Origin of the sequence: Novosphingobium malaysiense, assembly GCF_000802225.1 — a bacterium.
GTDB lineage: Bacteria > Pseudomonadota > Alphaproteobacteria > Sphingomonadales > Sphingomonadaceae > Novosphingobium > Novosphingobium malaysiense.
In genome coordinates this window covers 215585-240222 of sequence record NZ_JTDI01000003.1, presented here as the reverse complement: position 1 = coordinate 240222, position 24638 = coordinate 215585, and the positions used below count along the sequence as shown (strand labels likewise).

The 24638-nt window shown below is 62.6% G+C and carries 31 protein-coding genes and 2 tRNA genes; 8 read left to right on the top strand and 25 right to left on the bottom strand.

The features are described 5' to 3' along the window. Nucleotides 1–24 precede the first annotated feature (24 nt). The 10 genes from uppS to LK12_RS09030 all read right to left on the bottom strand — a co-directional run bounded on the left by uppS (nucleotide 25) and on the right by LK12_RS09030 (nucleotide 8092). Complete coding sequence (gene uppS, locus LK12_RS09075; protein WP_039282432.1) at nucleotides 25–711, bottom strand: polyprenyl diphosphate synthase; 687 nt, start codon at nucleotides 709–711, stop codon at nucleotides 25–27. A gap of 34 nt (nucleotides 712–745) precedes the next feature. After that, nucleotides 746–1303 carry a ribosome recycling factor gene (frr, locus tag LK12_RS09070; protein WP_039282429.1) on the bottom strand — a complete coding sequence of 186 codons (558 nt, stop codon included), beginning with the start codon at nucleotides 1301–1303 and terminating at the stop codon, nucleotides 746–748. A gap of 3 nt (nucleotides 1304–1306) precedes the next feature. Continuing rightward, a complete protein-coding gene (gene pyrH, locus LK12_RS09065; RefSeq protein WP_039282426.1) occupies nucleotides 1307–2029 on the bottom strand; it encodes a UMP kinase in 723 nt (240 codons plus the stop codon). A gap of 216 nt (nucleotides 2030–2245) precedes the next feature. After that, entirely contained in the window at nucleotides 2246–2788 is a 543-nt protein-coding gene (locus tag LK12_RS09060) for a carboxymuconolactone decarboxylase family protein (protein WP_039282422.1), read from the bottom strand. A 203-nt stretch (nucleotides 2789–2991) separates the two neighbouring features. Beyond that, nucleotides 2992–3915 (bottom strand): translation elongation factor Ts, encoded by a 924-nt coding sequence (gene tsf / locus LK12_RS09055; protein WP_039282419.1) that lies wholly within the window; start codon nucleotides 3913–3915, stop codon nucleotides 2992–2994. Between the two features lie 114 nt (nucleotides 3916–4029). Then, a complete protein-coding gene (gene rpsB / locus LK12_RS09050; RefSeq protein ID WP_039282417.1) occupies nucleotides 4030–4782 on the bottom strand; it encodes a 30S ribosomal protein S2 in 753 nt (250 codons plus the stop codon). A 710-nt stretch (nucleotides 4783–5492) separates the two neighbouring features. Next, a complete protein-coding gene (locus tag LK12_RS09045; protein WP_331454134.1) occupies nucleotides 5493–6029 on the bottom strand; it encodes a VOC family protein in 537 nt (178 codons plus the stop codon). Nucleotides 6030–6297: 268 nt separating this feature from the next. Continuing rightward, complete coding sequence (gene pssA / locus LK12_RS09040) at nucleotides 6298–7080, bottom strand: CDP-diacylglycerol--serine O-phosphatidyltransferase (RefSeq protein WP_082010501.1); 783 nt, start codon at nucleotides 7078–7080, stop codon at nucleotides 6298–6300. Between the two features lie 86 nt (nucleotides 7081–7166). After that, a complete protein-coding gene (locus tag LK12_RS09035; protein ID WP_039285034.1) occupies nucleotides 7167–7916 on the bottom strand; it encodes a phosphatidylserine decarboxylase in 750 nt (249 codons plus the stop codon). A gap of 90 nt (nucleotides 7917–8006) precedes the next feature. Beyond that, nucleotides 8007–8092: transfer RNA gene (locus tag LK12_RS09030), tRNA-Tyr, on the bottom strand. Nucleotides 8093–8261: 169 nt separating this feature from the next. On the opposite strand from LK12_RS09030, the gene LK12_RS09025 reads away from it, so the two are divergent. Both LK12_RS09025 and LK12_RS09020 read left to right on the top strand, forming a co-directional pair. After that, nucleotides 8262–9080 carry a TrmH family RNA methyltransferase gene (locus LK12_RS09025; protein WP_039282408.1) on the top strand — a complete coding sequence of 273 codons (819 nt, stop codon included), beginning with the start codon at nucleotides 8262–8264 and terminating at the stop codon, nucleotides 9078–9080. Between the two features lie 40 nt (nucleotides 9081–9120). Continuing rightward, on the top strand, nucleotides 9121–9960 hold the full coding sequence (locus tag LK12_RS09020; protein ID WP_039282405.1) for a hypothetical protein: 840 nt from the start codon (nucleotides 9121–9123) through the stop codon (nucleotides 9958–9960). Nucleotides 9961–10073: 113 nt separating this feature from the next. Here LK12_RS09020 and LK12_RS09015 read toward each other — a convergent pair whose 3' ends face one another. The 4 genes from LK12_RS09015 to LK12_RS09000 all read right to left on the bottom strand — a co-directional run bounded on the left by LK12_RS09015 (nucleotide 10074) and on the right by LK12_RS09000 (nucleotide 12825). Beyond that, a complete protein-coding gene (locus LK12_RS09015) occupies nucleotides 10074–10346 on the bottom strand; it encodes an HU family DNA-binding protein (protein WP_039282403.1) in 273 nt (90 codons plus the stop codon). 394 nt (nucleotides 10347–10740) lie between these two features. Beyond that, nucleotides 10741–11112, bottom strand: a complete 372-nt coding sequence (gene rplS, locus LK12_RS09010; protein WP_039282401.1) for a 50S ribosomal protein L19 — start codon at nucleotides 11110–11112, stop codon at nucleotides 10741–10743. Then, nucleotides 11109–11855, bottom strand: a complete 747-nt coding sequence (gene trmD / locus LK12_RS09005; RefSeq protein ID WP_039282399.1) for a tRNA (guanosine(37)-N1)-methyltransferase TrmD — start codon at nucleotides 11853–11855, stop codon at nucleotides 11109–11111. Before trmD ends, rplS begins: the two co-directional genes overlap by 4 nt. A 55-nt stretch (nucleotides 11856–11910) precedes the next feature. Further along, complete coding sequence (locus tag LK12_RS09000) at nucleotides 11911–12825, bottom strand: LysR substrate-binding domain-containing protein (RefSeq protein WP_039282397.1); 915 nt, start codon at nucleotides 12823–12825, stop codon at nucleotides 11911–11913. 107 nt (nucleotides 12826–12932) lie between these two features. On the opposite strand from LK12_RS09000, the gene LK12_RS08995 reads away from it, so the two are divergent. Next, entirely contained in the window at nucleotides 12933–13169 is a 237-nt protein-coding gene (locus tag LK12_RS08995; protein ID WP_039282395.1) for a hypothetical protein, read from the top strand. Between the two features lie 74 nt (nucleotides 13170–13243). Here the strand turns inward: LK12_RS08995 and rimM are convergent, their stop codons facing one another. The 5 genes from rimM to LK12_RS08970 form a co-directional block, all read right to left on the bottom strand. After that, nucleotides 13244–13750, bottom strand: a complete 507-nt coding sequence (rimM, locus tag LK12_RS08990; RefSeq protein ID WP_039282392.1) for a ribosome maturation factor RimM — start codon at nucleotides 13748–13750, stop codon at nucleotides 13244–13246. Between the two features lie 18 nt (nucleotides 13751–13768). Then, complete coding sequence (rpsP, locus tag LK12_RS08985) at nucleotides 13769–14212, bottom strand: 30S ribosomal protein S16 (RefSeq protein ID WP_039282389.1); 444 nt, start codon at nucleotides 14210–14212, stop codon at nucleotides 13769–13771. Nucleotides 14213–14241: 29 nt separating this feature from the next. Beyond that, nucleotides 14242–15702 carry a signal recognition particle protein gene (gene ffh, locus LK12_RS08980; RefSeq protein WP_039282386.1) on the bottom strand — a complete coding sequence of 487 codons (1461 nt, stop codon included), beginning with the start codon at nucleotides 15700–15702 and terminating at the stop codon, nucleotides 14242–14244. A gap of 177 nt (nucleotides 15703–15879) precedes the next feature. Beyond that, nucleotides 15880–15955, bottom strand: a tRNA-Ala gene (locus tag LK12_RS08975). A gap of 144 nt (nucleotides 15956–16099) precedes the next feature. Beyond that, complete coding sequence (locus LK12_RS08970) at nucleotides 16100–16420, bottom strand: FYDLN acid domain-containing protein (RefSeq protein ID WP_039282383.1); 321 nt, start codon at nucleotides 16418–16420, stop codon at nucleotides 16100–16102. Nucleotides 16421–16625: 205 nt separating this feature from the next. On the opposite strand from LK12_RS08970, the gene aroA reads away from it, so the two are divergent. From aroA to gloB, 5 genes are all read left to right on the top strand, one after another. Further along, a complete protein-coding gene (gene aroA / locus LK12_RS08965) occupies nucleotides 16626–17942 on the top strand; it encodes a 3-phosphoshikimate 1-carboxyvinyltransferase (RefSeq protein ID WP_039285032.1) in 1317 nt (438 codons plus the stop codon). After that, a complete protein-coding gene (locus tag LK12_RS08960; protein WP_156135482.1) occupies nucleotides 17942–18241 on the top strand; it encodes a CBU_0592 family membrane protein in 300 nt (99 codons plus the stop codon). The genes aroA and LK12_RS08960 overlap by 1 nt, the downstream gene beginning before the upstream one ends. Then, nucleotides 18238–18867, top strand: a complete 630-nt coding sequence (locus LK12_RS08955; RefSeq protein WP_039282377.1) for a (d)CMP kinase — start codon at nucleotides 18238–18240, stop codon at nucleotides 18865–18867. The genes LK12_RS08960 and LK12_RS08955 overlap by 4 nt, the downstream gene beginning before the upstream one ends. A gap of 234 nt (nucleotides 18868–19101) precedes the next feature. Continuing rightward, nucleotides 19102–20802, top strand: a complete 1701-nt coding sequence (gene rpsA, locus LK12_RS08950) for a 30S ribosomal protein S1 (RefSeq protein WP_039282374.1) — start codon at nucleotides 19102–19104, stop codon at nucleotides 20800–20802. A gap of 116 nt (nucleotides 20803–20918) precedes the next feature. Further along, nucleotides 20919–21677: a hydroxyacylglutathione hydrolase gene (gene gloB, locus LK12_RS08945; RefSeq protein WP_039282371.1), complete on the top strand. Its 759-nt coding sequence runs from the start codon at nucleotides 20919–20921 to the stop codon at nucleotides 21675–21677. Here the strand turns inward: gloB and LK12_RS08940 are convergent. The 6 genes from LK12_RS08940 to LK12_RS08915 all read right to left on the bottom strand — a co-directional run bounded on the left by LK12_RS08940 (nucleotide 21674) and on the right by LK12_RS08915 (nucleotide 24611). Continuing rightward, on the bottom strand, nucleotides 21674–21862 hold the full coding sequence (locus LK12_RS08940) for a flagellar FlbD family protein (protein ID WP_039282368.1): 189 nt from the start codon (nucleotides 21860–21862) through the stop codon (nucleotides 21674–21676). The two genes, gloB and LK12_RS08940, sit on opposite strands and share 4 nt — an antisense overlap. Nucleotides 21863–22018: 156 nt before the next feature. Next, the gene (locus LK12_RS08935; protein WP_082010440.1) at nucleotides 22019–22597 is read right to left on the bottom strand and encodes a F0F1 ATP synthase subunit B family protein; all 579 of its coding nucleotides are present in this window, start codon (nucleotides 22595–22597) and stop codon (nucleotides 22019–22021) included. Beyond that, the gene (locus LK12_RS08930; protein WP_039282365.1) at nucleotides 22590–23084 is read right to left on the bottom strand and encodes a F0F1 ATP synthase subunit B family protein; all 495 of its coding nucleotides are present in this window, start codon (nucleotides 23082–23084) and stop codon (nucleotides 22590–22592) included. The genes LK12_RS08935 and LK12_RS08930 overlap by 8 nt, the downstream gene beginning before the upstream one ends. Nucleotides 23085–23186: 102 nt before the next feature. Continuing rightward, nucleotides 23187–23411, bottom strand: a complete 225-nt coding sequence (locus LK12_RS08925) for a F0F1 ATP synthase subunit C (RefSeq protein WP_008833283.1) — start codon at nucleotides 23409–23411, stop codon at nucleotides 23187–23189. 39 nt (nucleotides 23412–23450) lie between these two features. Beyond that, entirely contained in the window at nucleotides 23451–24236 is a 786-nt protein-coding gene (locus LK12_RS08920; RefSeq protein WP_039282356.1) for a F0F1 ATP synthase subunit A, read from the bottom strand. A gap of 54 nt (nucleotides 24237–24290) precedes the next feature. Next, nucleotides 24291–24611, bottom strand: coding sequence for an AtpZ/AtpI family protein (locus tag LK12_RS08915; RefSeq protein ID WP_039282354.1), 321 nt, complete (start codon nucleotides 24609–24611; stop codon nucleotides 24291–24293). Nucleotides 24612–24638: the final 27 nt, after the last annotated feature.

Sequence of the window (24638 nt, the reverse complement as noted above, 5' to 3'; positions counted from 1 at the left end):
ACCGGGGCCGCAGACTGGGCTTGTTCAACGTCCGCCATAGCGCCTCTCACGCGATGCGAAGGCATCCAGTGCCTCCTTAAGATGCTCGGCCGTGTAGTCCGGCCAGAGCACGTCGGTGAAGTACATTTCCGCGTAGGCTGCCTGCCAGAGCAGGAAGTTGGAAAGCCGCACTTCACCTGACGTTCGGATGAGCAGGTCGAGCGGCGGCATGTCGGCCGTATCGAGTTCGGCGGAAATCGTTTCAGGCGTGATCGGCCCCTTGGCCGCCGCCTTGGTAGCAGCACGCGCAATCTCGTCCTGGGATCCGTAATTGAGCGCGACGGCGAGCGTTGTCCCCGAATTGCCCGATGTACGATTCACGGCCTTGTCGACGAGTTCGACGACATCGGGCTTGAAGGCCGTGTAGTCGCCGATGATCTTGAGCCGCACACCTGCCTCGGCGAACTCGTCGAGGTCGGAGATGATGAAACGCTTCATCAGGCTCATGAGGTCGGTGACTTCTTCCTCCGGCCGGCGCCAGTTCTCGGTCGAGAAGGCGTAGAGCGTCAGCGCTTCGAGCCCCAACTCTCGCGCGCCGCGCACGACCTTGCGAACCGCCTCCACGCCGCGCTGATGCCCTAGCGCACGCGGCAGACGACGCTTCTTGGCCCAGCGTCCATTGCCATCCATGATGATGGCGACGTGGCGTGCGCGAGGCGCGTCACTGCTCATTACATCTCACTCATTGCAAGGACGTGCATAACCCTCACTTGTTGAGGATTTCCTTTTCCTTGCGCGCCAGTTCATCGTCGACCGCCTTGATCTGCTCGTCGGTCAGCTTCTGGACGTCGCCTTCGCTGCGCTTCTTTTCGTCCTCGGAAATTTCCTTCTTGTTCTCGTCCGCCTTGAGCGCTTCCATGCCATCGCGACGCACATTGCGGATCGAGACCCGCGCCTTCTCTGCATATTGCCCGGCCAGCTTGGCCAGTTCCTTGCGGCGTTCCTCGGTCAGGTCGGGAATCGGCAGGCGCAGCGTATTGCCGTCGTTGATCGGATTGAGGCCGAGACCCGCCGAGCGGATAGCCTTTTCCACCGGTCCGATGTTCGACTTGTCCCACACCTGCACCGAGATCAGACGAGGCTCGGGAACCGAGACGGTGGCGACCTGGTTCAGCGGCATCATCGCGCCATAGACTTCGACCTGCACGGGATCGAGCAACTGCGTCGACGCACGCCCGGTGCGCAGGCCCGCAAGATCGCCTTTGAACGACTCAACCGCGCCTTTCATGCGGCGTTCGAGATCGTCCTTGTCGTACTTGGGCATGGTTCAGGCTCCTTTCTGGACAATCGTCATAGTTCCCTCACCGCCCAGTACCCGGGCGAGGTTGCCCTGTTCGCGGATCGAAAACACGACGATCGGAATATTGTTGTCACGACACAGTGCCACGGCCGAGGCATCCATGACCTTCAGGTTATCAGCCAGAACAGTGTCGTAATCGACTGATTCATAACGTCTGGCGTCCCGATTGGTTTTCGGATCGCTGTCATAGACACCATCGACGCTGGTCCCCTTGAGCAGGGCATCGCACTTCATTTCGGCAGCGCGCAAGGCTGCGCCGGAATCCGTAGTGAAATACGGGGCGCCGACCCCCGCAGCAAAGATCACGACGCGCCCCTTCTCGAGGTGACGTTCGGCGCGGCGGCGGATCACCGGTTCGCAGACCTGATCCATCTGCACAGCGGACTGCACGCGCGTCTGCACGCCGACCTGCTCGAGGGCGTTCTGCATGGCCAGCGCGTTCATCACCGTGGCCAGCATGCCCATGTAGTCGGCTTGCGCGCGGTCCATGCCCTTGGCTGCCCCCGCCATGCCGCGGAAGATGTTTCCGCCGCCAATGACAAGGCAGATCTCGAGGCCTGTCTCCTTGGCCGCCTTCACTTCCTTGGCCAGTTCGGCGACGAATTCAGGATCGATACCGAACTGCTGGCTCCCCATAAGCACTTCGCCCGACAGCTTGAGAAGGACGCGTTTGTAGGGGGAGGATGACATGCCGCACGGTCTCCTGGGGGGAATGGTGGTGCGGCTTTAGGAGGACGCGCGCAAGTTGCCAAGGGGAGAGCTTGTGGAAGTCAGCAAGTCGATTGCGCTCACTCGACAACCCTCGCCTTTTCCAGGCCACGAGCGGTCGCATAGCCCTTAACCGGTCTACGCAAGGCCAACCCGTCTCCGGATCGGGTATCGCGACAATTTCCGGCCAGCTTGCCGTCAGGCCGCTTCGCTTTCGAGCGGCCCTCCGATTGTACAGGCCGCATCGATGCCCAGAATGTGGGTCACGCGGCCAAGCGCCATCCAGGCGGCAGTGCTGTACGTGAGATCGACGATCTCCTCGTCGCTCAGCACGGCCTTGAGGTCGGCCCAGAAGGCCTCGTCCGCTGCGAGGCCGCGCGGATCGGTGCCCATGCGCTGGGAATAGCGGACAGCGAGGCGTTCGCGCTCGCTGAGCACGGAGAGATCGTCAGACAGGACAGCCTGGTACATCGCCTCGTCCGGCGCGTCCTCCTGATTGATGACGCCTTCTTCGACACCGAGCAGGCGAAGGTCCCTTTGCGCACGCCAGTTCATGCACACCGTGCATCCGTTAATGACTGCCGTCGCAACGCGGCACGCTTCGAACAGGCGCAAGGGAAGTTTCGAATGGCGATAGGGCGCCATTGAAAATCCGGCCCCGGCCTCGATGATTTCTGGTGCGTAGCGGGTGGACAGATCGGGAATAGGGTTGCCCGGCTGGGATTCGAGATCAACTCTCATGCTTGCCTTCTCCTCTCGGCCGCTCTTGTCGCGAGCGGTCCTTAGCCATCATCAAGGCTACGCTCCTTCGAGCCTGTGTCAATTGAAGGACTCCTAGCGCAAGTGACAGCCCGAGCTCGCGAACGCCGAATCGAAACAGGCCGGAAAGCTCGTCGCTTTCCGGCCCGTCCTTTTTTCGTTTCGCAAGGGAAACGGCTGAAAGATCAGCCCGCGACGGCAGCCGCCACTTCCGCTGCAAAGTCCGACTCTTCCTTCTCGATACCCTCGCCGAGCTGGAAGCGCACATAGTCCTTGAGAACGATCTTGGCGCCGGCTTCCTTGCCTGCAGCGTCCACGACCTGCTGGATCGGGGTCTTGTTGTCGATCACGAAGACCTGGCTGAGCAGAGCGTTTTCCTTGGCGTACTTGGCAATCGCGCCATCGACCATCTTCTGCTGCACGTTTTCGGGCTTGCCGGATTCGGCAGCTTTTTCCTGTGCGATCTTGCGCTCACGCTCGATCAGCTCGGGATCGAGATCGTCGGCCGTCAGAGCCAGCGGGAAAGCAGCGGCGATGTGCATCGCGATCTGCTTGCCAAGCGATTCCAGAACGTCGGCGGGAGCTTCCGATTCCAGCGCGACGAGGACGCCGATCTTGCCGAGGTTCGGTGCGGCGGCATTGTGCATGTACGGCACGACCACGCCATTGGAGACCTCGACCGTCTTCAGGCGGCGAACCTGCTGGTTCTCGCCGATGGTGGCGACGTTGTTGGTGAGTGCTTCGGCCACGGTGCCGCCGCCGGGATAGGCCGCAGCCTTGAGCGCCTCGACGTCGTCGCCGGACACGCCCAGCGCGACTTCGGTAGTCTTGCGCACGAAGTCCTGGAACTGCTCGTTCTTGGCAACGAAGTCGGTCTCCGAGTTCACCTCGACTGCAACGCCCCTGGTGCCCGAGACGGCCACGCCGACCAGACCTTCGGCCGCGGTGCGGCTCGACTTCTTGGCGGCAGCGGCCAGGCCCTTGGCGCGCAGCGCGTCGACGGCAGCCTCGAGGTCGCCGTTCGACTCATCGAGAGCCTTCTTGCAGTCCATCATGCCGGCGCCGGTGCGCTCGCGCAGGTTCTTCACGTCAGCGGCGGTGTAAGCCATCGCTCAAATCCTCTTGGTTGGTGAGGCCATTTGCGGCCATCAATATGGGTGCGCGCCAGGCCCTGTGGACCCGGCGCGCGACAATTCCATGACGAAACGTCGTTGCCGGGCCGATCAGGCCTCGACCGCTTCCTCGGTCGGCTCGTCCATGGCGCCCAGGTCTGCGCCGCTGTCGGCCATCGCTTCGCGGCCGCCCTTGGTCGCAGCCTGCGCGACCGCCTCGCAGTAGAGGCGCACGGCGCGGCTGGCGTCGTCGTTGCCCGGGATCGGGAAGGCGATGCCCTGCGGGTTCACGTTGGTGTCAAGCACGGCGACGACCGGGATGCCGAGCACGTTGGCTTCCTTGATCGCCAGGTCTTCCTTGTTGGCGTCGATCACGAACATCACGTCGGGAATGCCGCCCATGTCGCGGATACCGCCGAGTGAAAGCTCGAGCTTGTCGCGTTCACGGGTAAGCTGGAGCACTTCCTTCTTGGTGAGACCGGCAGTGTCGCCCGAAAGCTGCTCTTCGAGAGCCTTGAAGCGCTTGATCGACTGCGAAATCGTCTTCCAGTTGGTGAGCATGCCGCCCAGCCAGCGGTGATTGACGAAGTGCTGGCCGCAAGCCTTGGCAGCCTGGGCGATCGGCTCCTGCGCCTGGCGCTTGGTGCCGACGAACAGCACCTTGCCGCCGGCCTGGACAGTGGCCGAGATGAAGTCGAGCGCGCGCGCCATGAGCGGCACGGTCTGCGACAGGTCGATGATGTGGATGCCGTTGCGGGCGCCGAAGATGTACGGCTTCATCCGCGGATTCCAGCGGTGGGTCTGGTGGCCGAAGTGGGCCCCGGCTTCGATAAGCTGCTGCATGGTGACGACAGGAGCCGCCATAATGATTTCCTTTCCGGTTATGCCTCTGGAAAGCAGGAACCGTGCGGATCAGCCCGCTGCGGCACCGGTATGTGCGCTTTCCATGTGGATTTGCCGCATCGAGCGCTCCGCGAATTCGGACCGCTCTTCTCGGCGGGGCCGCCCTTAGACCCAATGCCGCAATAAATCCAGCCCCCTTTTACCGCTCAGCGCAGCCGTCTCGTCGCTTTTTCCGTCAAATCCGGCAGATTGCAGAGGTTTTCGGGGAACCCTGTGCCCGCAGCCGATTAAATCAATCAAGCCGGCATGAATTTTAACTAACGAACATTGCCTGGAACGTTTCTTGATTATCGGAATGAAACCAGTCCGCGTTCGCCGGCGACATTACTAGCCGAAGGAGACACAGGATGAGTGTCATTCCACCTCTGCTATTTGCCGTAGCTGCCTGTGTCGCGCTTTTCGTCATCTACAGCAGCATCAAGCATGCCCTACCGGCCATCGCGCACCTCAGAGCGGACTTCGCCAATACGCGGCCCGAACACCATATCTTCGTCGATTTCGCACATTCACGCCGCAGACCGACTTCGGGGAATCCTGTTCCACCGCTACCGCGTCGCCTGCGCCGGCGCTTGCGGCCGAAACCCATAACGCATCGGCTGCATCACTATCCACGTGCGCACCGCAACGCCGCTTGAGTTTAGTGCTTGATCGGCATCTCGTGAGCGCGTCAACTAACCCGGAGGCGCTGCACACTGCTGCCAAAGCTCGATCTTGATGCCATCGGGATCGAGCAGCCAGGCGAATTTGCCATACCCCCTGTCTACCGAATTCAGAACATCGACACCTTTTTGTCGTAAGGAACGCACGAAGGCGTCCAGATCGTCGACCCGCAAGTTGATCATGAACCCGCCGGTTCCAGGCCGGATATAGCTTTCATCGGCGAAATGGCTGATCAGCGAATAAGGCGATTCCCCCTTCTCCTGCGCCCACGGCAGTATTGGCCCGTACTCTCCGTCGATGCCCAGGACGTCGCGATACCAGGCACGCGTCGCTTCCGGATCCTTCACCCGATAGAAGACGCCGCCCAGCCCGGTAATTTTTGCCATGAGACCATCTCGCTTCGTGCAGCCTGCCTGCCTGCCGCATGAATTTCGCCACCAGCCAAAAACGGCTCCTATCGCGCCAAGCCCGGACGGATGCGGATCGATCGTTTTAATTTGCGCTTGACAGCGATAGAACAAAAAGCGAACAAAGGCTAACTGGAACATTGATAGAACGAATTCGTGTTTTCCACAAGCTGTCCACCGACTTGCCGACAAGCCGTGGGCGCTGGCTCGAAAGGATCCGTCATGACTGCATTCGCCGCTTGTCTCTTCGCCCTTGCCGCGCTGGCCTCGACGGGAATGATCATTGCCAGTTGGCGGAAATACGGCCCGGGCGCACGGGCGCTCCGGGCGCAGTGGAAAGCCTGTCCCGAAACCTTGACGCTATGCTGGACCTCGACCGAACGGCTGCCGGATCTCGGCGCTGCGACCGTCAGGAAGGACCGAGCGGTGCGCCCTGCTCGTCAAACCGCTCAGCCTCAGGGTCTGGCGTGGCCGGGGATGGCGCTTGCCGCCTGACCCTGGCGTAGGTCACGAGACCCATGGGGATCAGTAGCAGATAGGCAATGGTGATCGCGACAAGCGTGAACCACGGTTCGGTCAGCAAGGCGGCCACGGTAAGCCCGACAAGGGCGATCATGCCCAACCGCAGGCTGTTGGGGGGGCGCAAGCGGGACCAGCTCAAAGTCGGCAAGCTGGAAATCATCAGGAACGCAATCAGCACCATCCAAGCGCTCACGACGATGGGATTGGCAAATTCCGGCACATCGCTGGCAATCCACAGATACATCGGCAGAAACGCAAGTCCCGCTCCCAAGGGGGCGGGAACACCGGTGAGGAAGCCGGCCTGCTTGTGCGGCTGATCCAGCATATCCAGACGGGCATTGAACCGGGCAAGCCGCAGCACGCAGCAGATTGCAAAGGCGAGCGCCGCTATCCAGCCAATGCTGGGCAGCTGGTGCAAGCTCCACAGATAGACGATCAGCGCCGGTGCCACGCCGAACGAAATGGAATCGGCAAGGCTATCGAGTTCGGCGCCAAAGCGGGTCTGCGCCTTCAGTAGTCTGGCCGCCCGCCCGTCGATCCCGTCAAGCAGGCCGGCCAGAATGACGGCCTGTACCGAGCGTTCGAAGTCCCCGCCGATGGCGAAGCGAATGCCCGTCAGGCCGGAACAGAGTGCTGCCGCGGTAATCGCGTTGGGCACGATCGCCCGCATCGACAGGCCTCGCGCGAGGCGGCGCCTGCTGCGGCCTTCTGCAAAACCATCCGGCTCAGGAGGCGATCCGTAGCTCGATTCGGAACTCACTGGGCAATGCCCTCGATCTGCGGCGCCGCGCCCAGCTCGGCCAGTACCGTTTCACCGGCAATCGTCTTCTGACCCATCAGAACGCGCGGTTCTACGCCCGCCGGAAGATAGACATCGACGCGGCTGCCGAAACGGATCAATCCGACTCGTTGTCCCGCGGCGATAATGTCCCCGGGCTTGATAAAAGGCACGATTCGACGAGCCACCAGCCCGGCGATCTGCGTAAAACAAATGCGGGTGCCGTCGCTGCGTTCGAGCAGTACATGCTGGCGTTCGTTTTCCTCGCTCGCCTTGTCCAGATCGGCATTCACGAACTTGCCGGGGATATAGATCACCCGTTTGACTGTTCCGCCGATCGGCGCGCGATTGATGTGCACGTCGAACACCGACATGAAGATGGATATCCGTGTTACCGGCACGTTCGGCATCGGCGCAGAACCGGAACCGTCGTCCACGGTCAACTCGCGCGGCGGCGGCACCTTGCCGATCAATGTCACCAAACCGTCAGCCGGCGCGACGATCGCGCGATCGTCCTGGGGGGTAATACGCACAGGATCGCGGAAGAATGCCAGCACGCACAGCGTCAGGACCGCGAGAGGCCACCCCACCCAAGGCCCCAACAGCAGCCAGCCGATCAGGGCCACGCCGCCGGCGATGGCACCGAACTTGCGCCCCTCGGCATGAATGGAGGGCCATTGCCACGATGCTTCACCGCGACCTTGATTATCGAGAATTTCTGATGCCATCGGCTTCATCTAGTGCCTGCGATCAGGGACCGCAATGCCGCCCGATCGCGGCACCCGCCGAGGCAGTCATGTCCGTGTCTGGAAAGCTGGTGGTGGACAGGGCTGGATTCGAACCAACGTACGCTTGCGCGGGCAGATTTACAGTCTGCTGCCTTTAACCACTCGGCCACCTGTCCACACCAGTTGCTGGCTTGCCGGCTCATCCCGAAGGGGAATGCCGGCGTTGTTTGGAGCTCCGAAAGAAGCCCCCGTTGCCGAGGAGCCGCGCCTTTGCCGAACCGAGCCTTGCCTGTCAATGGGGTCGCTGCCAAAGCGGGGCCACATTTTTCACTGAAAGGACAATCGATGAGCAAGCGCGACGAAACCCGGGAGGGCGGACGTCCAGCACGAGCCTTGCGCGGTCGCGCGGGCCGGATGAAGAACGGCAGGGGCAGCGGTCGGGCCAGTTCGGGGATGGTGCGCCTTTGGGGCCGTCATGCAGTCGAGGCAGCGCTGAAGAACCCGAACCGCACCCATCGCAAGCTGTGGGCCACACGCGAAGGCGTCGAATCGCTCGACGGCGAGCTGCCTTCCGATTTCCCGGTCGAATGGGCGCAAGCTGCGGACCTTGCCCGGCTCGTGGCCCGCGACGCGCCACACCAGGGGCTCGTGCTCGAATGCGAGCCGTTGGACGACCTGTTTCTGGCCGATGTGCTGGATGGCGATCCAGCGCGTCCGGTCGTCGTCCTCGACCAGGTCACCGATCCCCACAATGTCGGCGCGATCATGCGCTCGGCCAAGGCCTTCGATGCCTGTGCATTGGTGACGCAGGATCGCCACGCCCCGCCCGAATCGGGTGTGCTAGCCAAGTCGGCGTCAGGCGCGCTCGAAACGTTGCCCTGGGTCAGGGTAGTGAACCTCGCCCGCGCGCTGGAGGAGATCGCCGAAGCCGGATACTGGCGGATCGGCCTCGACGGCGAAGGTCAGTCGACATTGGCGGAAGCCCTGCCCACCGGGCCGGTAGCGCTGGTTCTCGGCGCCGAGGGAGAAGGCATGCGCCACAATGTCTTCCAGCATTGCGATGCCATCGCCCGCCTGCCAATCAGCAGTGAAATGGAAAGCCTCAATGTCAGCAACGCTGCAGCGATTGCACTCTACGCGGCAGCGATGCGCGAAATAGTGTAGGAAGGGTGCCACTCACTCAGGGCAACAAAGCAGGGGGAATATGCAGACACGAACCGAAACGAGCTTCTATCGCAAGGTGCTGGCCGGCCTGGCCGTGATGGGACTGTCTCTGCTGGCTGCCGCCTGCATCTTCGCCCCTGGCAAGTTCTCCTCGGAATTGAATGTGCGGAAGGACCGCACCTTCTCATTCCGCTACACCGGCGAAATCCTCATGGTGCCGATGATGGAGGCGGACAAGAAGAAGGCCTTCGAGCCCGAGGCCTGCCACGACGAAGACACCTACGATGAACGCGAATGTTCCGAGGCTGAGATCGCCGAGCAGAAGACGCAATGGGCACAGGAGCAATCTGCCAAGAAAAAGAGCGAGGCTCAGGCAGCGCAGATGATGATGGGCGGCATGGACCCCAGCAATCCAGAAGCAGGCAAGGCCATGGCCGAGAAACTGAGCCGCCAAGCCGGGTGGAACAGGGTCGAGTACGTCGGCCATGGCAAGTTCGACGTCGATTTCTCCGTTTCGGGCGCGCTCGATCGCGACTTCGTCTTTCCGACCATGGAGGAGTTTCCCATGAGCAACGCCTTCGTGCAGGTCTCGTTGCGCAAAGACGGGACAGTCCGCATCGATGCCCCCGGCTTCGGTCCGCCAAGCGGATCCGCATCCATGGCGGGCATGATGTCCGGCATGGCCAAGGAAAGCAAATCGGATGACGACGGGGTCACGGCCGACGCGGACGGCACCTTCACCGTGCTGACCGATGCGTCCATCCTCGCGAACAATACCGACGAAGGCCCCAAAGCGGCACCCGGCGGACAGACGCTGCTCTGGAACGTGAATCCCCGCATCAAGGCGGCGCCAACGGCCTTGCTGAAAATGGAACCCTGAGCGCCGCCCGGAACCGATGCGGACGCTCCAAACGAAAAACGCCGCGCCAATCGTTACGATTGGCGCGGCGATTTCGTTGTGGCCTGCGAGGCGCTACAGGCCGCAAGGCAACCTTAGTTGACGGCGTCCTTGAGACCCTTGCCGGCCTTGAACTTCGGCTGCGACGAAGCCTTGATTTCCATCGGCTCGCCGGTGCGCGGGTTGCGGCCCGTCGAAGCCTTGCGCTTGGCAACCGAGAACGTGCCAAAGCCTACCAGGCGGACTTCATCACCCTTCTTCAGCGCGCCGGTAACGGCATCAAACACGCTTTCGACCGCCTTGGTCGCGTCGCTACGGGTCAGACCGCTGGAATCGGCAACTGCGCTGATGAGATCGTTCTTGTTCATGCTGGGAACCCCCTACCTTTCAGTGAAATTCGGTTGTGATGGGATATTTTGAATCGCCTCGGAATGGGCACGGAATTGAGCGGGTTTTGACGTCGGTGGCAAGGGCTAAACCACCGCCAAATCCGCAGTTTATCGCGTTTTTCCGCTATTCTTCTGCAGAATCGGCTTTGTGCAACGCAACATACAGCGTTGCGCAAAGCGCCGACTCGGCGCTACCACGATTACGCCGCATCGCAGCATCCGTTCCGTGAGCCGAGCCGACGGATAACGGCGCGATTCGGGGAAAAAACTTTGGGCGACGGCGGGTTTGACACGCCGTTAGACCTGCGGACATGAAAAAGGCGGCTCGCAATCGAACCGCCTCCTTCTGCATCCCTTATGGGATGGCTGCAGCTCAGCCCTTGGCTTCGCTGACGTCGCGACGCTCGGCGATGCGGGCGCGCTTGCCGGTACGGCCACGCAGGTAGTACAGCTTGGCGCGACGCACGACGCCCTTGCGGACGACGGCGATCGAATCGATGTTCGGCGAGTAGAGCGGGAATACGCGCTCAACGCCTTCACCGAAGCTGATCTTGCGCACGGTGAAGTTCGAATTGAAGCCGCGGTTCGAACGCGCGATGCACACGCCTTCGAAGTACTGCACACGGCTGCGCGTTCCTTCAACGACCTTCACGCCGACGCGGACGGTGTCGCCCGGACGAAATGCAGGGATATCCTTGCCGGCCTTGGAGATTTCCTCGGCCTCGATCTGCTGAATCAGGTTCATGAACCCAAGTCCTTCGTTCTGTGCCGCGCGCCAGAGGCAGACTGGTCCCGAGCACCGACATGGCGCTCCCAAAGGTCCGGCCTGCGTAACCGTGTATCTTCCTCCGCCCTTTGTTTCCGCCAGGCAGCGATTTTCGCATGATCCCCCGATCGCAGCACTTCAGGGATCGTGCGCCCTTCCCATTCGACAGGTCGGGTATAGTGCGGGTACTCGAGAAGACCGTCCTCGAACGACTCCTCGGCCCCGCTTGAAGCCGCGCCCATTACGCCGGGTAGCAGGCGAATGCAAGCGTCTAACAGCATCAACGCCGCCGGTTCTCCGCCCGAGAGCACGATGTCGCCGACCGAGACCTCTTCGACGTCTCTCCCCTCGAATATCCTTTCATCGAATCCTTCGAAACGACCGCACAGGATAGTGACGCCCGGGCCGGCGGCGAGTTCCCGGACACGCGCCTGCGTGATCGGCTTTCCGCGAGGGGTCATCGCCAGCACGGGCGCATCGGGACTATGCCTGCGAGCATGGTCGATGGCACTCGCGAGAACGTCAGCCTTGAGGACCATGCCGGCACCGCCGCCGGCGGGCGTGTCGTCCACGGTGCGATGCTTGTCCGTCGCGAAATCGCGGATCTGCACGGGTGTGATCGACCACTTGCCGTCGGCAAGCGCCCTGCCCGCCAGCGATACACCGAGCGGACCGGGAAACATCTCCGGGTAAAGCGTGAGGATGGTGGCGGCGAAAGTCATATGCGCCGCAAAGCCGAAATTTGCGCCGCTAACAAGGCCACTGGCCGGAATAATCTCAGATCGGCTCCCATACCTCGTTTGGCAGAAAGTCGCGATCCGATGCCATTTCCTCGCGCAGCCACTCGCGCAGGCGTTCGATCTTGCGCACGCCGACGCGTGATTCGGAATGCACCAGCCACTGCGCCGTCCCGGGGTAATAGAGCGTCTCGAAAGGCTGCACTAGCCGACCGCTTTCGAGATCGGCCCGCCAGTACAACGGAGACATCAGCGAAATGCCGTATCCACCAAGCGTCGCGCTGGCCTCCTGCAACTGGTTGTCCATCGCCACGCCCCTGCGAGAGGGCGGTGGCGAGCCTAACCCCGCGGCCGCGAACCACCCGGCCCACCAGCCATCGTTGGGCGTGATCCGCTCGGCGGTCAGCAGATCCTCCGGTGAATCGAGACGGTGCCGTTGCAGATAGGAAGGAGCACATATCGGCGTCAGGTGCTGACGGAAGAGAAAATCCGCCCGCAGTCCGTCCCATTTTCCCATGCCACCGCGAATCGCCACGTCGTAGCCCGATGCGGCAAGGTCGACGATCTCGTTGGCCAGTGAAAGGCGCACTGCCAGTTCCGGGTGCCGCAGCTGAAAGCGGCCGATCCTGCCACTCAACCAGGTTGCGCCGAGCGAGGTCGACGTGTTGACAGCCAGGACGTCGTCATCCTCGCTGCGCAGGGCGGCAAACGCGTCGCTCATGGCAGCAAAGGCGGATGTCACGGACGGGAGCAGTCGTTGGCCGCTTTCCGACAGACGCACGCGCCCCTTATCGCGGACGAAAAGAGACCGCCCCACGCGATCTTCAAGTTGACGGATCTGATAGCTGACAGCCGCCTGCGTCAGCCCGAGTTCCTCCGCGGCCCGGGAAAAGTTTTCGTGCCTTCCGGCAGCCTCGAAGGCGCGAATGGCGCTCAGGGGAGGAAGGCGGTCCATGCCGGACCTCATAAGCCCTACTTATACCTACAGCCAGAGCTTTTGTTGGTCGCCGGTACGTTTCCGCTGCACATCATGCCCATTCGATGAGCAAAAGGAACACAACCATGCAGGACGAACACTTCATGCGGGAATGGACCGCCGGCCACAGCCGCTTTTCGGCCGATCTCGATCACGCCTTTCGCAAGGCAGCCAGCGCCCTGCGGCGGCTCATCAACAAGATGCGGAGACCAAATTCGAAGCGTGACACCCATCACACCACGACCGCCCCGGAAACGCCGCTGGCCTGCGTCGATCGGATTGCGGCAAAAACCGGAGTTTATGAGCCAATACGGTGCTGCTGACATGCAGCGCCCGCATCTCGTGGCTGGAGATCAGCCTGGGACCAGGCCGATAGGGGCTCAAAGGCCGCTGCACGTCAATCCTGCGCGAAGGCTGACGCTACGACCAGACGTTGATCATTCCATTCAGGCACCGCGTCGGCTGTCATGGGCACCATGAACTTGCGCTTCTTGCCGTTCTCGTCGGCGGGTCTTTCGATCTCGATCACATCACCGGCACCGAAATTGTCGACCGCAACACACGTGCCGAGGTCTTCACCCTCGTCCGATATGGCGGCGAGGCCGATCAGGTCGGCGTGATAATACTCGCCTTCAGCCAGGTCCGGCATGGCGGAGCGCGGCACCGTGAGGGCCGTGCCACGCAGCTTTTCAGCAGCCGTGCGATCCGGCACTTCCTCGAAGCGGGCGATGGCCCCGCCCTTGCCGTCGTCCCGCAGTTTTTTCAGCGTCAGCGCTGAATCGTTGAAGGCGCGGTAGCGCTTGAGCGCGGCCACGCCTTCTCCGAACAGCTTGAGGCGGACTTCGCCCGTCACCCCATGCGCGCCGGTAATGGCTGCGAGTGTGACGGGCTTGTCGGTAGCCATACCGCAAAATCTCCGGGCTTAGGCCTCGGTCGATTCCTCGGTGCTTTCCTCGGCAGTTGCTTCCTCAGCCGGCGCTTCTTCAGCAGCAGGCGCTTCGGCAGCGGCCTTGGCAGCCTCTTCGGCTTCGCGCAGCTTCTCGGCGCGCTCCTCGGCGCGATCCTTTGCCTTCTCGCCCGGTTCACCCTTCTGCGGGTTGTTGGTCGGGGTGCGTTCCTTGATGCCGGCCTTGTCGAGCATGCGGGCAACACGGTCGGTTGGCTGCGCGCCGACGCCGAGCCAGTAGTTCACGCGATCTTCATTCAGCTTCACGCGGTTCTCGTCATCCTTGGCGAGCAGCGGATTGTAGGTACCGATCTGCTCCAGGTACTTGCCGTCACGCGGAGCGCGCGAGTTGGCAACGACGATCTTGTAGTAGGGGCGCTTCTTGGCACCACCGCGCGAAAGACGGATAGCAACGGACATTTTTCTACCTTTCTATCAAACTCTTGAAATCACTTTTTCAGAAACTTGCTGAGATCGGGCTGGCTGCCTCCGCCGCCGAGACCGGGCAATCCGCCCGCCCCAGGACCGCGGCCCTGCCCGCCGAGACCCGGCATGGCGCCATCGAGGCCGCCCTTGCCGAACATCGCGGCGAGGCCCTTGAGGCCGCCCATCTTCTTGATCTGCTTCATCGCCTTGGACATTTCCTGATGCATCTTGATCAGCTTGTTGATGTCCTGGACCTGCGTGCCGGACCCCTTGGCGACGCGGATCTTGCGCTTGGCATTGAGGAGTGCCGGATTGGTGCGTTCCTTGGGCGTCATCGAACCGATGATCGCGTCCATGCGCACCAGCACCTTGTCGTCCATGTTGGAGGCCGCCATCGCCGCCTTCGCCTTCTTCATGCCCGGCATCATGTTCGCCAGCATGCCCAGGCCGCCCATGTTCTGCATCTGCTTGAGCTGCATGCGCAGGTCGTTCATGTCGAACTTGCCCTGCTCCATGCGCTTGGCCAGCGCCTCGGCTTCCTCGACCTGAACGCTCTCGGCCGCCTTCTCGACGAGACTGACGACGTCGCCCATGCCGAGAATGCGGTTGGCAACGCGGCTGGGATGGAAGACCTCGATGGCCTCAGGCTTCTCACCGGTACCGGCAAACTTGATCGGCTTGCCGGTGACGGCGCGCATGGAAAGCGCCGCACCGCCGCGCGCATCGCCATCCATCCGGGTCAGCACCACGCCGGTCAGGTCGACTTCGCCGGAGAAGCTCTGGGCGACGTTGACCGCATCCTGACCCGTCAGCGAGTCGACCACGAGTAGCGTTTCACGCGGAGACGAAATGGCGGAAACCGCCTTCATCTCGTCCATGAGCTGCTGATCGACGTGGAGACGGCCTGCGGTATCGAGCAGAAGCACGTCCACGGCCTGCAGCTTGGCCGACTGCAGCGCACGCGTGGCGATCTCGGTCGGCTGCTGGCCGGGGATGATCGGCAGCGTGGCAACGCCGACCTGCTCACCCAGTACCTTCAGCTGTTCCTGCGCCGCCGGACGATTGACGTCCAGCGAGGCCATCATGACCTTCTTGCCCTGCTTGTCCTTGAGGAACTTGGAAATCTTGGCGGTGCTGGTGGTCTTGCCCGACCCCTGCAGGCCGACCATCATGATCACGACCGGCGGCGCAGCGTTGAGATCGAGCTCCGGCGTCGTATCGCCGCCCAGCATCTCGACCAGCGCGTCGTTGACGATCTTGACGACCTGCTGGCCGGGGGTGACCGAGCGCAGCACCGACTGACCGATCGCCTTTTCGGTAACCTGGTCGATGAATCGGCGCACCACCGGCAGCGCCACGTCGGCTTCCAGCAGCGCGATGCGCACTTCGCGCATGGCGTCGCGGACGTCCTGCTCCTTGAGCGCGCCGCGACCACGCAGCTTGTCGAACACGCCGCCGAGACGATCGGAAAGGCTGTCGAACATGCACTAACTCCAGTTACGACGCACAAAACGCCAAAAACGCCGGCGGACGAAACCTCGTCAGCCAGCGTGTCGATATATCACCCCCAAAGAACCGGAAATCCAGTCCTTAGAGTATGGTGAGATTTGCTTCAGGTCGAAACCGATCGGCCTGTAGCAAATATCACCATGCTTGCGAAATGGTGGAGCCGAGGGGGATCGAACCCCTGACCTCTACAATGCCATTGTAGCGCTCTCCCAGCTGAGCTACGGCCCCGTGCCATTTCATCCGGATCGAGCCTGGGAGGTTCGATCCTCGTCCCTTGCTTGCGCTTGGGAGGCCGCCCTCTAGTAGCGGCTTTCCCGGTTGGCAAGAGGGAATTTGGTGGCGCCCGACTTTTACCGGACGCCACCCAACCACTTACTCGTCGCGATCGTTGTCGTCTTTGCCGCCGCCGATGCCGAGATCGTCGTCGCCACCGAGGTCGACGTCGTTGTCGGGCGAATCGCTGTCCTCGTCGATGTCCAGATCGTCATCGGCCAGATCATCGTCTTCGGTCTCGGCCGTTTCCTTCTTCTGAACTTCCTCGAAGGGAATCGGCTGCTTCGACTTGAGCACCGGCTCGGGATGCCACTCGTATCCGCACTCGATGCAGGTTACCGGGTCGTCCTTGCCCAGATCGTAAAAGCGGGTGCCGCATTTCGGGCAGCCATGCTTGGCGCCCCACTCAGGCTTGGCCATGAATTGTCCTCATCTTGCCTACCCGGATGGGTAAGGGCGTAAAAATTCCTGTATTGATGGTAAGGCCCGGCCGCAAAATCAAGCGTCGGGATCGCATCAGGGCGCGCGCCTTGCCATAGGCCGCCCGCGCTGTCAAAAGCCGCGCGATTTTCCGGCCTCTCCTTGAACGAAAGCCCGCCACGTGAGCCACGCTGCCGATTCCGCCATGCGCCCTCGCCGTTTCCTGCCTGCAGGAGCGCTCAAGGGACGGATTCGCGTGCCCGGCGACAAGTCGATCAGCCACCGCTCGATCATGCTCGGCGCCCTGGCTGTCGGCGAAACGCGCGTAACCGGCCTTCTCGAAGGCGAGGATGTGCTCGCCACGGCAGCGGCGATGCGGGCCATGGGCGCCACGGTCGAACGCACCGGCGAAGGCGCCTGGTCCGTGCACGGCGTCGGCGTGGGCTCCCTGCTCCAACCCGAGGGGTCCCTCGACATGGGCAATTCGGGCACCTCGACACGCCTGCTCATGGGCGTGGTCGCCAGCCACCCGATCACTGCGACCTTCGTTGGCGATGCGTCCCTTTCGAAGCGCCCGATGGGCCGGGTGATCGATCCTCTTTCGCAAATGGGCGCCAGTTTCGAGGCCAGTGTAGGCGGCCGCCTGCCGCTGATCCTGAAGGGCGCAAGCCCGGCCGTGCCCATCACCTACTGCCTTCCCGTCGCCTCGGCGCAGGTGAAGAGCGCCGTCCTGCTTGCCGGCCTCAATACGCCGGGCATGACGACCGTGATCGAGCCGGTTCCCACCCGCGACCATTCCGAGCGCATGTTGCGCGGTTTTGGTGCACACCTTGACGTGACGACCGAGCCCGACGGCACGCGCGTCATCACCATTCAGGGCGAAGCCGAACTGAAGCCGCAAGTGATCGACGTTCCCGGCGATCCGTCTTCGGCGGCGTTCTTCCTGGTGGCCGCGCTTGTCACACCCGGCAGCGAAGTTGTGATCGAGAACGTCGGCCTCAATCCCACCCGGGCGGGCCTGATCGACGTGTTGCGCCAGATGGGCGGCCATATCGAGGAGCTGGACATCCGCGAAGTCGGAGGCGAACCGGTAGCCGACCTGCTGGTGAAGCACTCCGCACTCAAGGGCATCGAGGTCGACCCTGCCATCGCACCCAGCATGATCGACGAATTCCCCGCTCTGTTCGTTGCTGCCGCGCTTGCCGATGGTGTGACGACGACCAGCGGCCTCGACGAACTGCGCGTGAAGGAATCGGATCGCCTAGCCGTGATGGCCGCCGCCCTCGCGGCCGCCGGAACGCGCGTTGACGAGCGCGAGGACGGTCTCGTGATCACCGGCACCGGTGGCGATCCCCTGCCCGGTACCAACGGCCCCATCGCAACCCATCTCGACCACCGCATCGCCATGTCGATGGCCGTCGCCGGACTGGCGAGCCGCAACGGCGTGGAAGTCGACGATACCCGTCCCATCGCCACCAGCTTCCCCGCATTCGAAACGATGCTGGACGGACTGGTATCGTGATGCTGCCGCTATCTCATGAGACCGCAAACATTTTCGGCTTTGCAGGAATGGCCTGTATCATTTTCGTCTATGCCTACATCACCGGTCGGGTGCGGCCCAATCCCTTCGTGCAGCACGGCGTCAATCTGCTGGGTGCCTGTCTTCTCACCGTGTCGTTGTTGGTGAACATGAACCCGCCCTCGCTGGTTCTGGAGGGATTCTGGGCGGCGATTGCGATCTGGGGCCTTGCCAAGGCGTTCCGGGCACGACGCCAAGGTTCTTGCAACGCCCGGCATAACGAACCAGAGGCACGCACATGATCATTGCCGTCGATGGACCGACCGCTTCAGGCAAAGGCACGATCGCACGGGCGCTCGCAGCCCATTTCGGGCTGCCGCATCTCGATACCGGGCTGCTTTACCGTGCGGTCGGACGCCAATGCGCGCTCAACGGCGGCGATCCCGACGATCCCCAAGACGCCCTGGCCGCCTGCACCTTTCCCGACAGCATGCTGGACGATCCCGAACTGCGTTCCGAAGCGACCGGTGGACTGGCGAGCCGCGTTTCGATCCATCCCGACGTGCGCAAGGCCCTCTACGAACGCCAGCGCAGCTTTGCGACGCAACCCGGAGGCGCCATTCTCGACGGGCGGGACATAGGCACCGTGATCGCGCCTGAGGCCGACGCAAAGCTCTTCGTGACCGCCAGTGTCGAAGCTCGAGCCGAGCGGCGCCACAGCGAAATGCTCGACCAGGACCGCAACGTGTCCATCGAGGAAATTGCCGCGGACCTGGCGGCCCGCGACAAGCGCGATCGCAGCCGCAAGGACTCGCCACTGGCAATCGCCGAAGATGCACTGGTGATCGAAACCTCGAACCTGCGGCGCGAAGAAGCCATTGCCGCGGCCATCGCGGCCGTCGACGCCCTGCTTGCCGGTCGAAGCTGACGACGGCAGATCACCGCCGGTTTGCGCGCCATTTCCCTTGCATTTCCACCCGTACGCGCGTAGGGCGCGCCGGTTCGAAGGCCCTTGCGGCTCGAGAACGCCGCAGACCGCGTCCGGCGCCTGCGGCAGTTCGGCCCTTTTGGCCCGTCGATGCAATGGTGCGGAGGCGGAGGAAAGACCGGCGGAAACAACCGCCTGGCCGGAAAAATCGTTGAACAGGAAAGACCTGAAATAATGGCTACTTCTGCCAATCCGACTCGCGACGATTTCGCGAAAATGCTTGACGAACAGCTCGGCGGCGTCGCCGATGACGGCTTCGAAGGCCGCGTCGTCAAGGGCACCATCACCGCCATCGAGAACGACAAGGCCGTCATCGACGTGGGCCTCAAGAGCGAAGGCCGCGTGCCGCTGCGCGAGTTCGCGCGCGGTGAAGACGAGCACGGCCTGAAGGTCGGCGACGAAGTCGAAGTCTATGTCGACCGCGTCGAGAACGCCGAAGGCGAAGCGATGCTCAGCCGCGACCGCGCCCGCCGCGAAGCCGCCTGGGACAAGCTCGAAAACGAATTTGGCGAAGGCAAGCGCGTCGAAGGCGTGATCTTCGGCCGCGTCAAGGGCGGCTTCACTGTCGACCTCGACGGCGCCGTTGCCTTCCTGCCCGGCTCGCAGGTCGATATCCGCCCGGTGCGCGACGTCGCTCCGCTGATGGACATGCCGCAGCCCTTCCAGATCCTCAAGATGGACCGTCGCCGCGGCAACATCGTCGTTTCGCGCCGCGCGGTCCTCGAGGAAACCCGCGCCGAACAGCGCAGCGAACTGATCGACAAGCTGAGCGAAGGCCAGGTGATCGACGGCGTCGTCAAGAACATCACCGACTACGGCGCCTTCGTCGACCTCGGCGGCATCGACGGCCTGCTCCATGTCACCGACATGAGCTACAAGCGCGTAAATCACCCGAGCGAGGTCATCAACATTGGTGACACCGTCACGGTCCAGATCATCCGCATCAACACCGACACGCAGCGCATCTCGCTCGGCATGAAGCAGCTCGAGAGCGATCCGTGGGAAGGTGCAGCGGTCAAGTACCCGGTCGGCGCCAAGCTCACCGGCACGGTCACCAACATCACCGAATACGGCGCATTCGTGGAGCTGGAGCCGGGCATCGAGGGCCTCGTCCACGTGTCCGAAATGTCCTGGACCAAGAAGAACGTCCACCCCGGCAAGATCGTCTCGACCTCGCAGGAAGTCGAAGTCATGGTGCTGGAAGTCGACTCCGACAAGCGCCGCATCTCGCTCGGCCTCAAGCAGGCCCAGCAGAACCCCTGGGAAGCCTTCGCCGAAAAGCACCCGGTTGGCTCGACCGTGGAAGGCGAAGTCAAGAACGCGACCGAGTTCGGTCTGTTCATCGGCCTCGACGGCGACGTCGACGGCATGGTCCACATGTCGGACATCGCTTGGGGCATCTCGGGCGAAGACGCGCTGGCGCTGCACCGCAAGGGTGAGCAGGTCCAGGCTGTCGTTCTCGACGTCGATGTCGAGAAGGAACGCATCAGCCTCGGCATGAAGCAGCTTGAGCGTGGCGCTCCGGCAGCAGGTGCCGCTACCGGCGGCACCCTGCGTCGCGGTGAAGTCGTCACCGTCAACGTTCTCGAAGTCCGCGACGGCGGCCTCGAAGTGCAGGCTGGCGAAGACGGCGCGACCGGCTTCATCAAGCGCTCGGACCTCGGCCGCGACCGCGACGAGCAGCGTCCGGACCGCTTCCAGGTCGGCCAGAAGATCGACGCCATGGTCACCGGCTTCGACCGTTCGAAGAAGCCGAACTTCTCGATCAAGGCGCGTCAGCTCGCCGAAGAGAAGGAAGCGGTCGAACAGTACGGTTCGTCCGATTCGGGTGCGTCGCTCGGCGACATCCTCGGCGAGGCGCTCAAGAACCGTTGATCTTGCGCCGTCCCTTCGGGGACACCGCAAACAAATCACCAAGGGCCCGTCCGGAGCGATCCGGGCGGGCTTTTGCTTTGGCGCAACATGGCTACATAGGAAGCAAGGAGAGATCGATGCTCGAAGTCCACCAGTTCCCATGCCTGTCCGATAACTACGGCTACCTGCTCCATGATCCGGAGAGCGAGGAAACCGTTTGCATCGATACGCCGGATGCAGACGAATACCTGCGCCAGGCTGGCGGCAAGGGCTGGCAGATCACCCAGATCTGGAACACGCACTGGCATCCCGATCATGCCGGCGGCAACGAAGCGATCAAGGCTGTCACCGGCTGCACGATCACTGCGCCGGCCGACGAAGCCGACAAGATCGCCGCGATCGACCGCACCGTCGCCGACGGCGACACGGTTGCCATCGGAGACCGCAAGGCGGCCGTCATAGGCGTCGGCGGGCACACCATGGGCCATGTCGCCTATCATCTGCCCGGCGCCTGCATGGCCTTCGTCGGCGATGCTCTCTTCGCCCTGGGCTGTGGGCGGATGTTCGAGGGCACGCCCCCGCAATTCTGGGAGAGCCTCAAGCGTCTCAAGGCACTGCCGCCCGAAACCATGATCTATTGCGCCCACGAATATACGCAGGCCAACCTCCGGTTCGCATTGCACGCCGACCCCGACAACGCCGACCTCGCCGCCTATGCCGAGGACATCGAGCGTTGGCGGCAGGCAGGTCTGCCCACGGTGCCGGCCAAGCTCGAACGGGAACTCAAGACCAATCCATTCCTGCGCGCCGACGATCCCGACATGCAGGCCCGCTGGGGCGGCGGTGACGCGGTGGCGACGTTTGCGGCGCTGAGGAGCGCCAAGGATTCGTTCTAGGTATCGGGGAAGGACAATGTCCGGTTGAGCCGCTCCATCACTTCGTCGAGCGGCTCAACGACTGTTACGCTGCGCCCCTCGCCGAAACGGATGCGGGTCCCGTCCGCAACTTGCGTGACGAAGGTGACTTGCGAAGCGTTGATTACGGTCGACGTGCGATCAGACCCGGTCAACTTCACGAACATGAATCACCTCTCCTTGCCGTTGTGCAACCGAGCCTAGCGCTTCCGCTGCGGGAAGCCAGCGCGACATGTTCAGGCGGGCAGAGGGAAACGCAAAAAGCCCCCGTCAAATGACGAGGGCTCTTTTGGTGCTCCATCGGCGAACCGAAGAGCGGTAAATCAGATACCGGCGATAGCCTGGTCGACCAGCGTCTTGTCGGCATCCGCCGAGTGATTGGCGGCGATCAACCCCCTGGCGGCAGCGGCCGCGGCAGCAGCAGCCTGGTTGCGCAGGTCCGTGACCGCGGCGAGTTCGGCGGCACTGATCTTGTCCTGCGCCATCTTTTCGCGGCGCACGATGACATCGGCAGTGTCCTGCTCGGCCTTGGCGACGATTGCTTCTGCCTCGTGGCGGGCATGCTCGAGCATCGAGGCCGCATCCTTTTCGGCATTGGCGATCTTGTCGGCATACTCCTTGCGCAGGGCTTCGGCCTCGGCGCGCAGGGTCTTTGCTTCTTCGAGCTGGGCCTTGATCTCCGCGATGCGGGAATCGAGCCCCTTGGTGAGCATGCCGGGCAGGCCCTTCCACACCGCGATGGCCAGCAGCACGATCATCGAGGTGCTCACCACCGCTACTGGTGGAGCGATACCGAGCAGCGCCGGCTCGGCATGATGCTCGACCGTCGCGTGGGTCTCGCCAGCTTCTGTGCCGGTCAGGGTCGCCCCTTCAACGGCCATGTTGTGCGCAGCCTCAGCCATGGACCAGGTTCTCCTTCACAGCGGACCGCACGGCAGAGTCGTCCAGCGAAAGGCCAGCGACGCGGCTGACGATATCGCGCGTGGCGTCGGCAGCGACGTCTTCGATCTCTGCCGCAGCGGAGTTGCGCGCTTCGGCGATACGGTTTTCGGCTTCCGCGAGCTTGCTGTCGATCAGGACCTGGGCAGCAGCCAGGCGCTCTTCGGTAGCAGCAGCAGCCTTGCTGCGTGCTTCAGCAATCAGGGCCTGAGCCTGGGCACGGTTGGCGTTTTCACGCTGGCGCCACGCATCCTCTTCCTCGTCAGCCTGCTTGCGAGCACGCTCCGCGGCGAGAAGGTCGTCGGCAATCTGCTTGTCACGCTGCGCCACCGTATCCATCACTTTCGGCACCATGCCCCGCCCGACGGCGAAGAAGGTGAAACCGAAAAAGATCAGCAGCCAGAAAATCTGGCTGGAATAGGTCGCGGCTAGCTGTGCGATCTGAGGCATTGGTCAGCCCTGTCTCGTGGTGGCCGTCAAAATTTCGCTCCGCCGATCGAACCGCTCTACCAAAGGGTCAGAGCGGTTCGGCCGAACGGAACTGCGTTGCGATCAGGCGAAGATCAGCAGCGCGGCAATAACGAACGAGAGCAGGCCCAGAAGCTCGGCACCGGCGAAGCCGATGAACAGGCGGCCCTGCTGGGCGTCAGCGGCGCCCGGGTTGCGCAGCGCGCCTTCGAGGAACTTGGCGAAAACGTTGCCCACGCCGATCGAAGCGAGGCCAGCGCCGATAGCGGCGAAACCAGCACCAAGCAGCTTTGCAGCTTCTGCGTCCATTTCAAAAACTCCCTTTGGAAAACTCGATTGGCTGTAAAATCAGTGAAGGTTCTCGGCGTCATTGAGATAGACGCAAGTGAGAAGAGCGAAAACGTAAGCCTGGATACCGGCCACCAGCAGTTCGAGAGCGCAGATGCCGATCATCAGGATGAAGCTGGGCAGGCCGGCGATGGCGAAAAGGCCAAGGTTGGCATTGCCCGAGCTGATGACGAAGCTGGAAAGCACTTCGAGCAGAACGTGACCGGCCATCATCGCAACGAAGAGACGCAGGCCGAGGCTGAACGGACGCACCAGGAAGGAGATCAACTCGACCACGAAAATGGCCGGGATCATCAGAGCGGGCGTGCCGTGCGGCACGAAGAGCGAGAAGAAGTGCAGCTTATGCTTGGCAAAGCCGACGATGATCACGATCGAGAACGACAGGATCGAAAGCACGCCCGTCGCCGTGAAGTGGCTGGTGAACGTGAACGGGTGCAGTCCGAGCACACCGATCGGCAGGAGGCCAAGGAAATTGGCGAAAAGGATGAACATAAATAGCGAGAAGATGTAGGGCACATACTTCTTGCCGTTGGGACCGACGTTGGCGGCCAGCATGCCGTCCACGAATCCTGTGAATGTCTCCACCGCCATCTGCCAGCGGCCGGGCACGAGCTGGCGCTTGGCGCCGCCGGCGACGAAAACGAGCAGGAGGACCGCCGCGATTGCCATCCACAGCGAACTGTTAGTGAACGCGACGTTATAGCCGGCAATATTCCAGCCATCCGAGCCGAACAACGGCTGGATGGTAAACTGGTGCATCGGGTCGACCTTGCCTTCGGCTGCCACGCGAATATCCCTGTCGCCTACTGAACAACAGCGTCCCTTCCCACCCCCCTTGGGTCAGTCAGGACGCCGGTTCGAAATCCGGATAATGTTCCTGAAGGCAACGAAGATTCCGAAGAACAACATTACCAACAGACCCCAGGGTGACGTTCCGGCGAAGTGATCGATCACCCAACCGAGAAACAGTCCACCCGCAACACCCCCCAGCAATTCCGACAACACCCGGTTCCCCAGACGATAATTCTCGTCCGTTTCCGCGCTTGCCGCCGGTTGGTTACGCTTCTCTTCCCGCTCTCGAAGGGCCTTGAGCCTTTCATCGAGCGCGTCGATCCGCGCATCCTCGCCAACAGGGTCTCGGGCAGGTGGCTCGTCGTTCATGTCAGGCTCCTCTTTGACACAGGAACG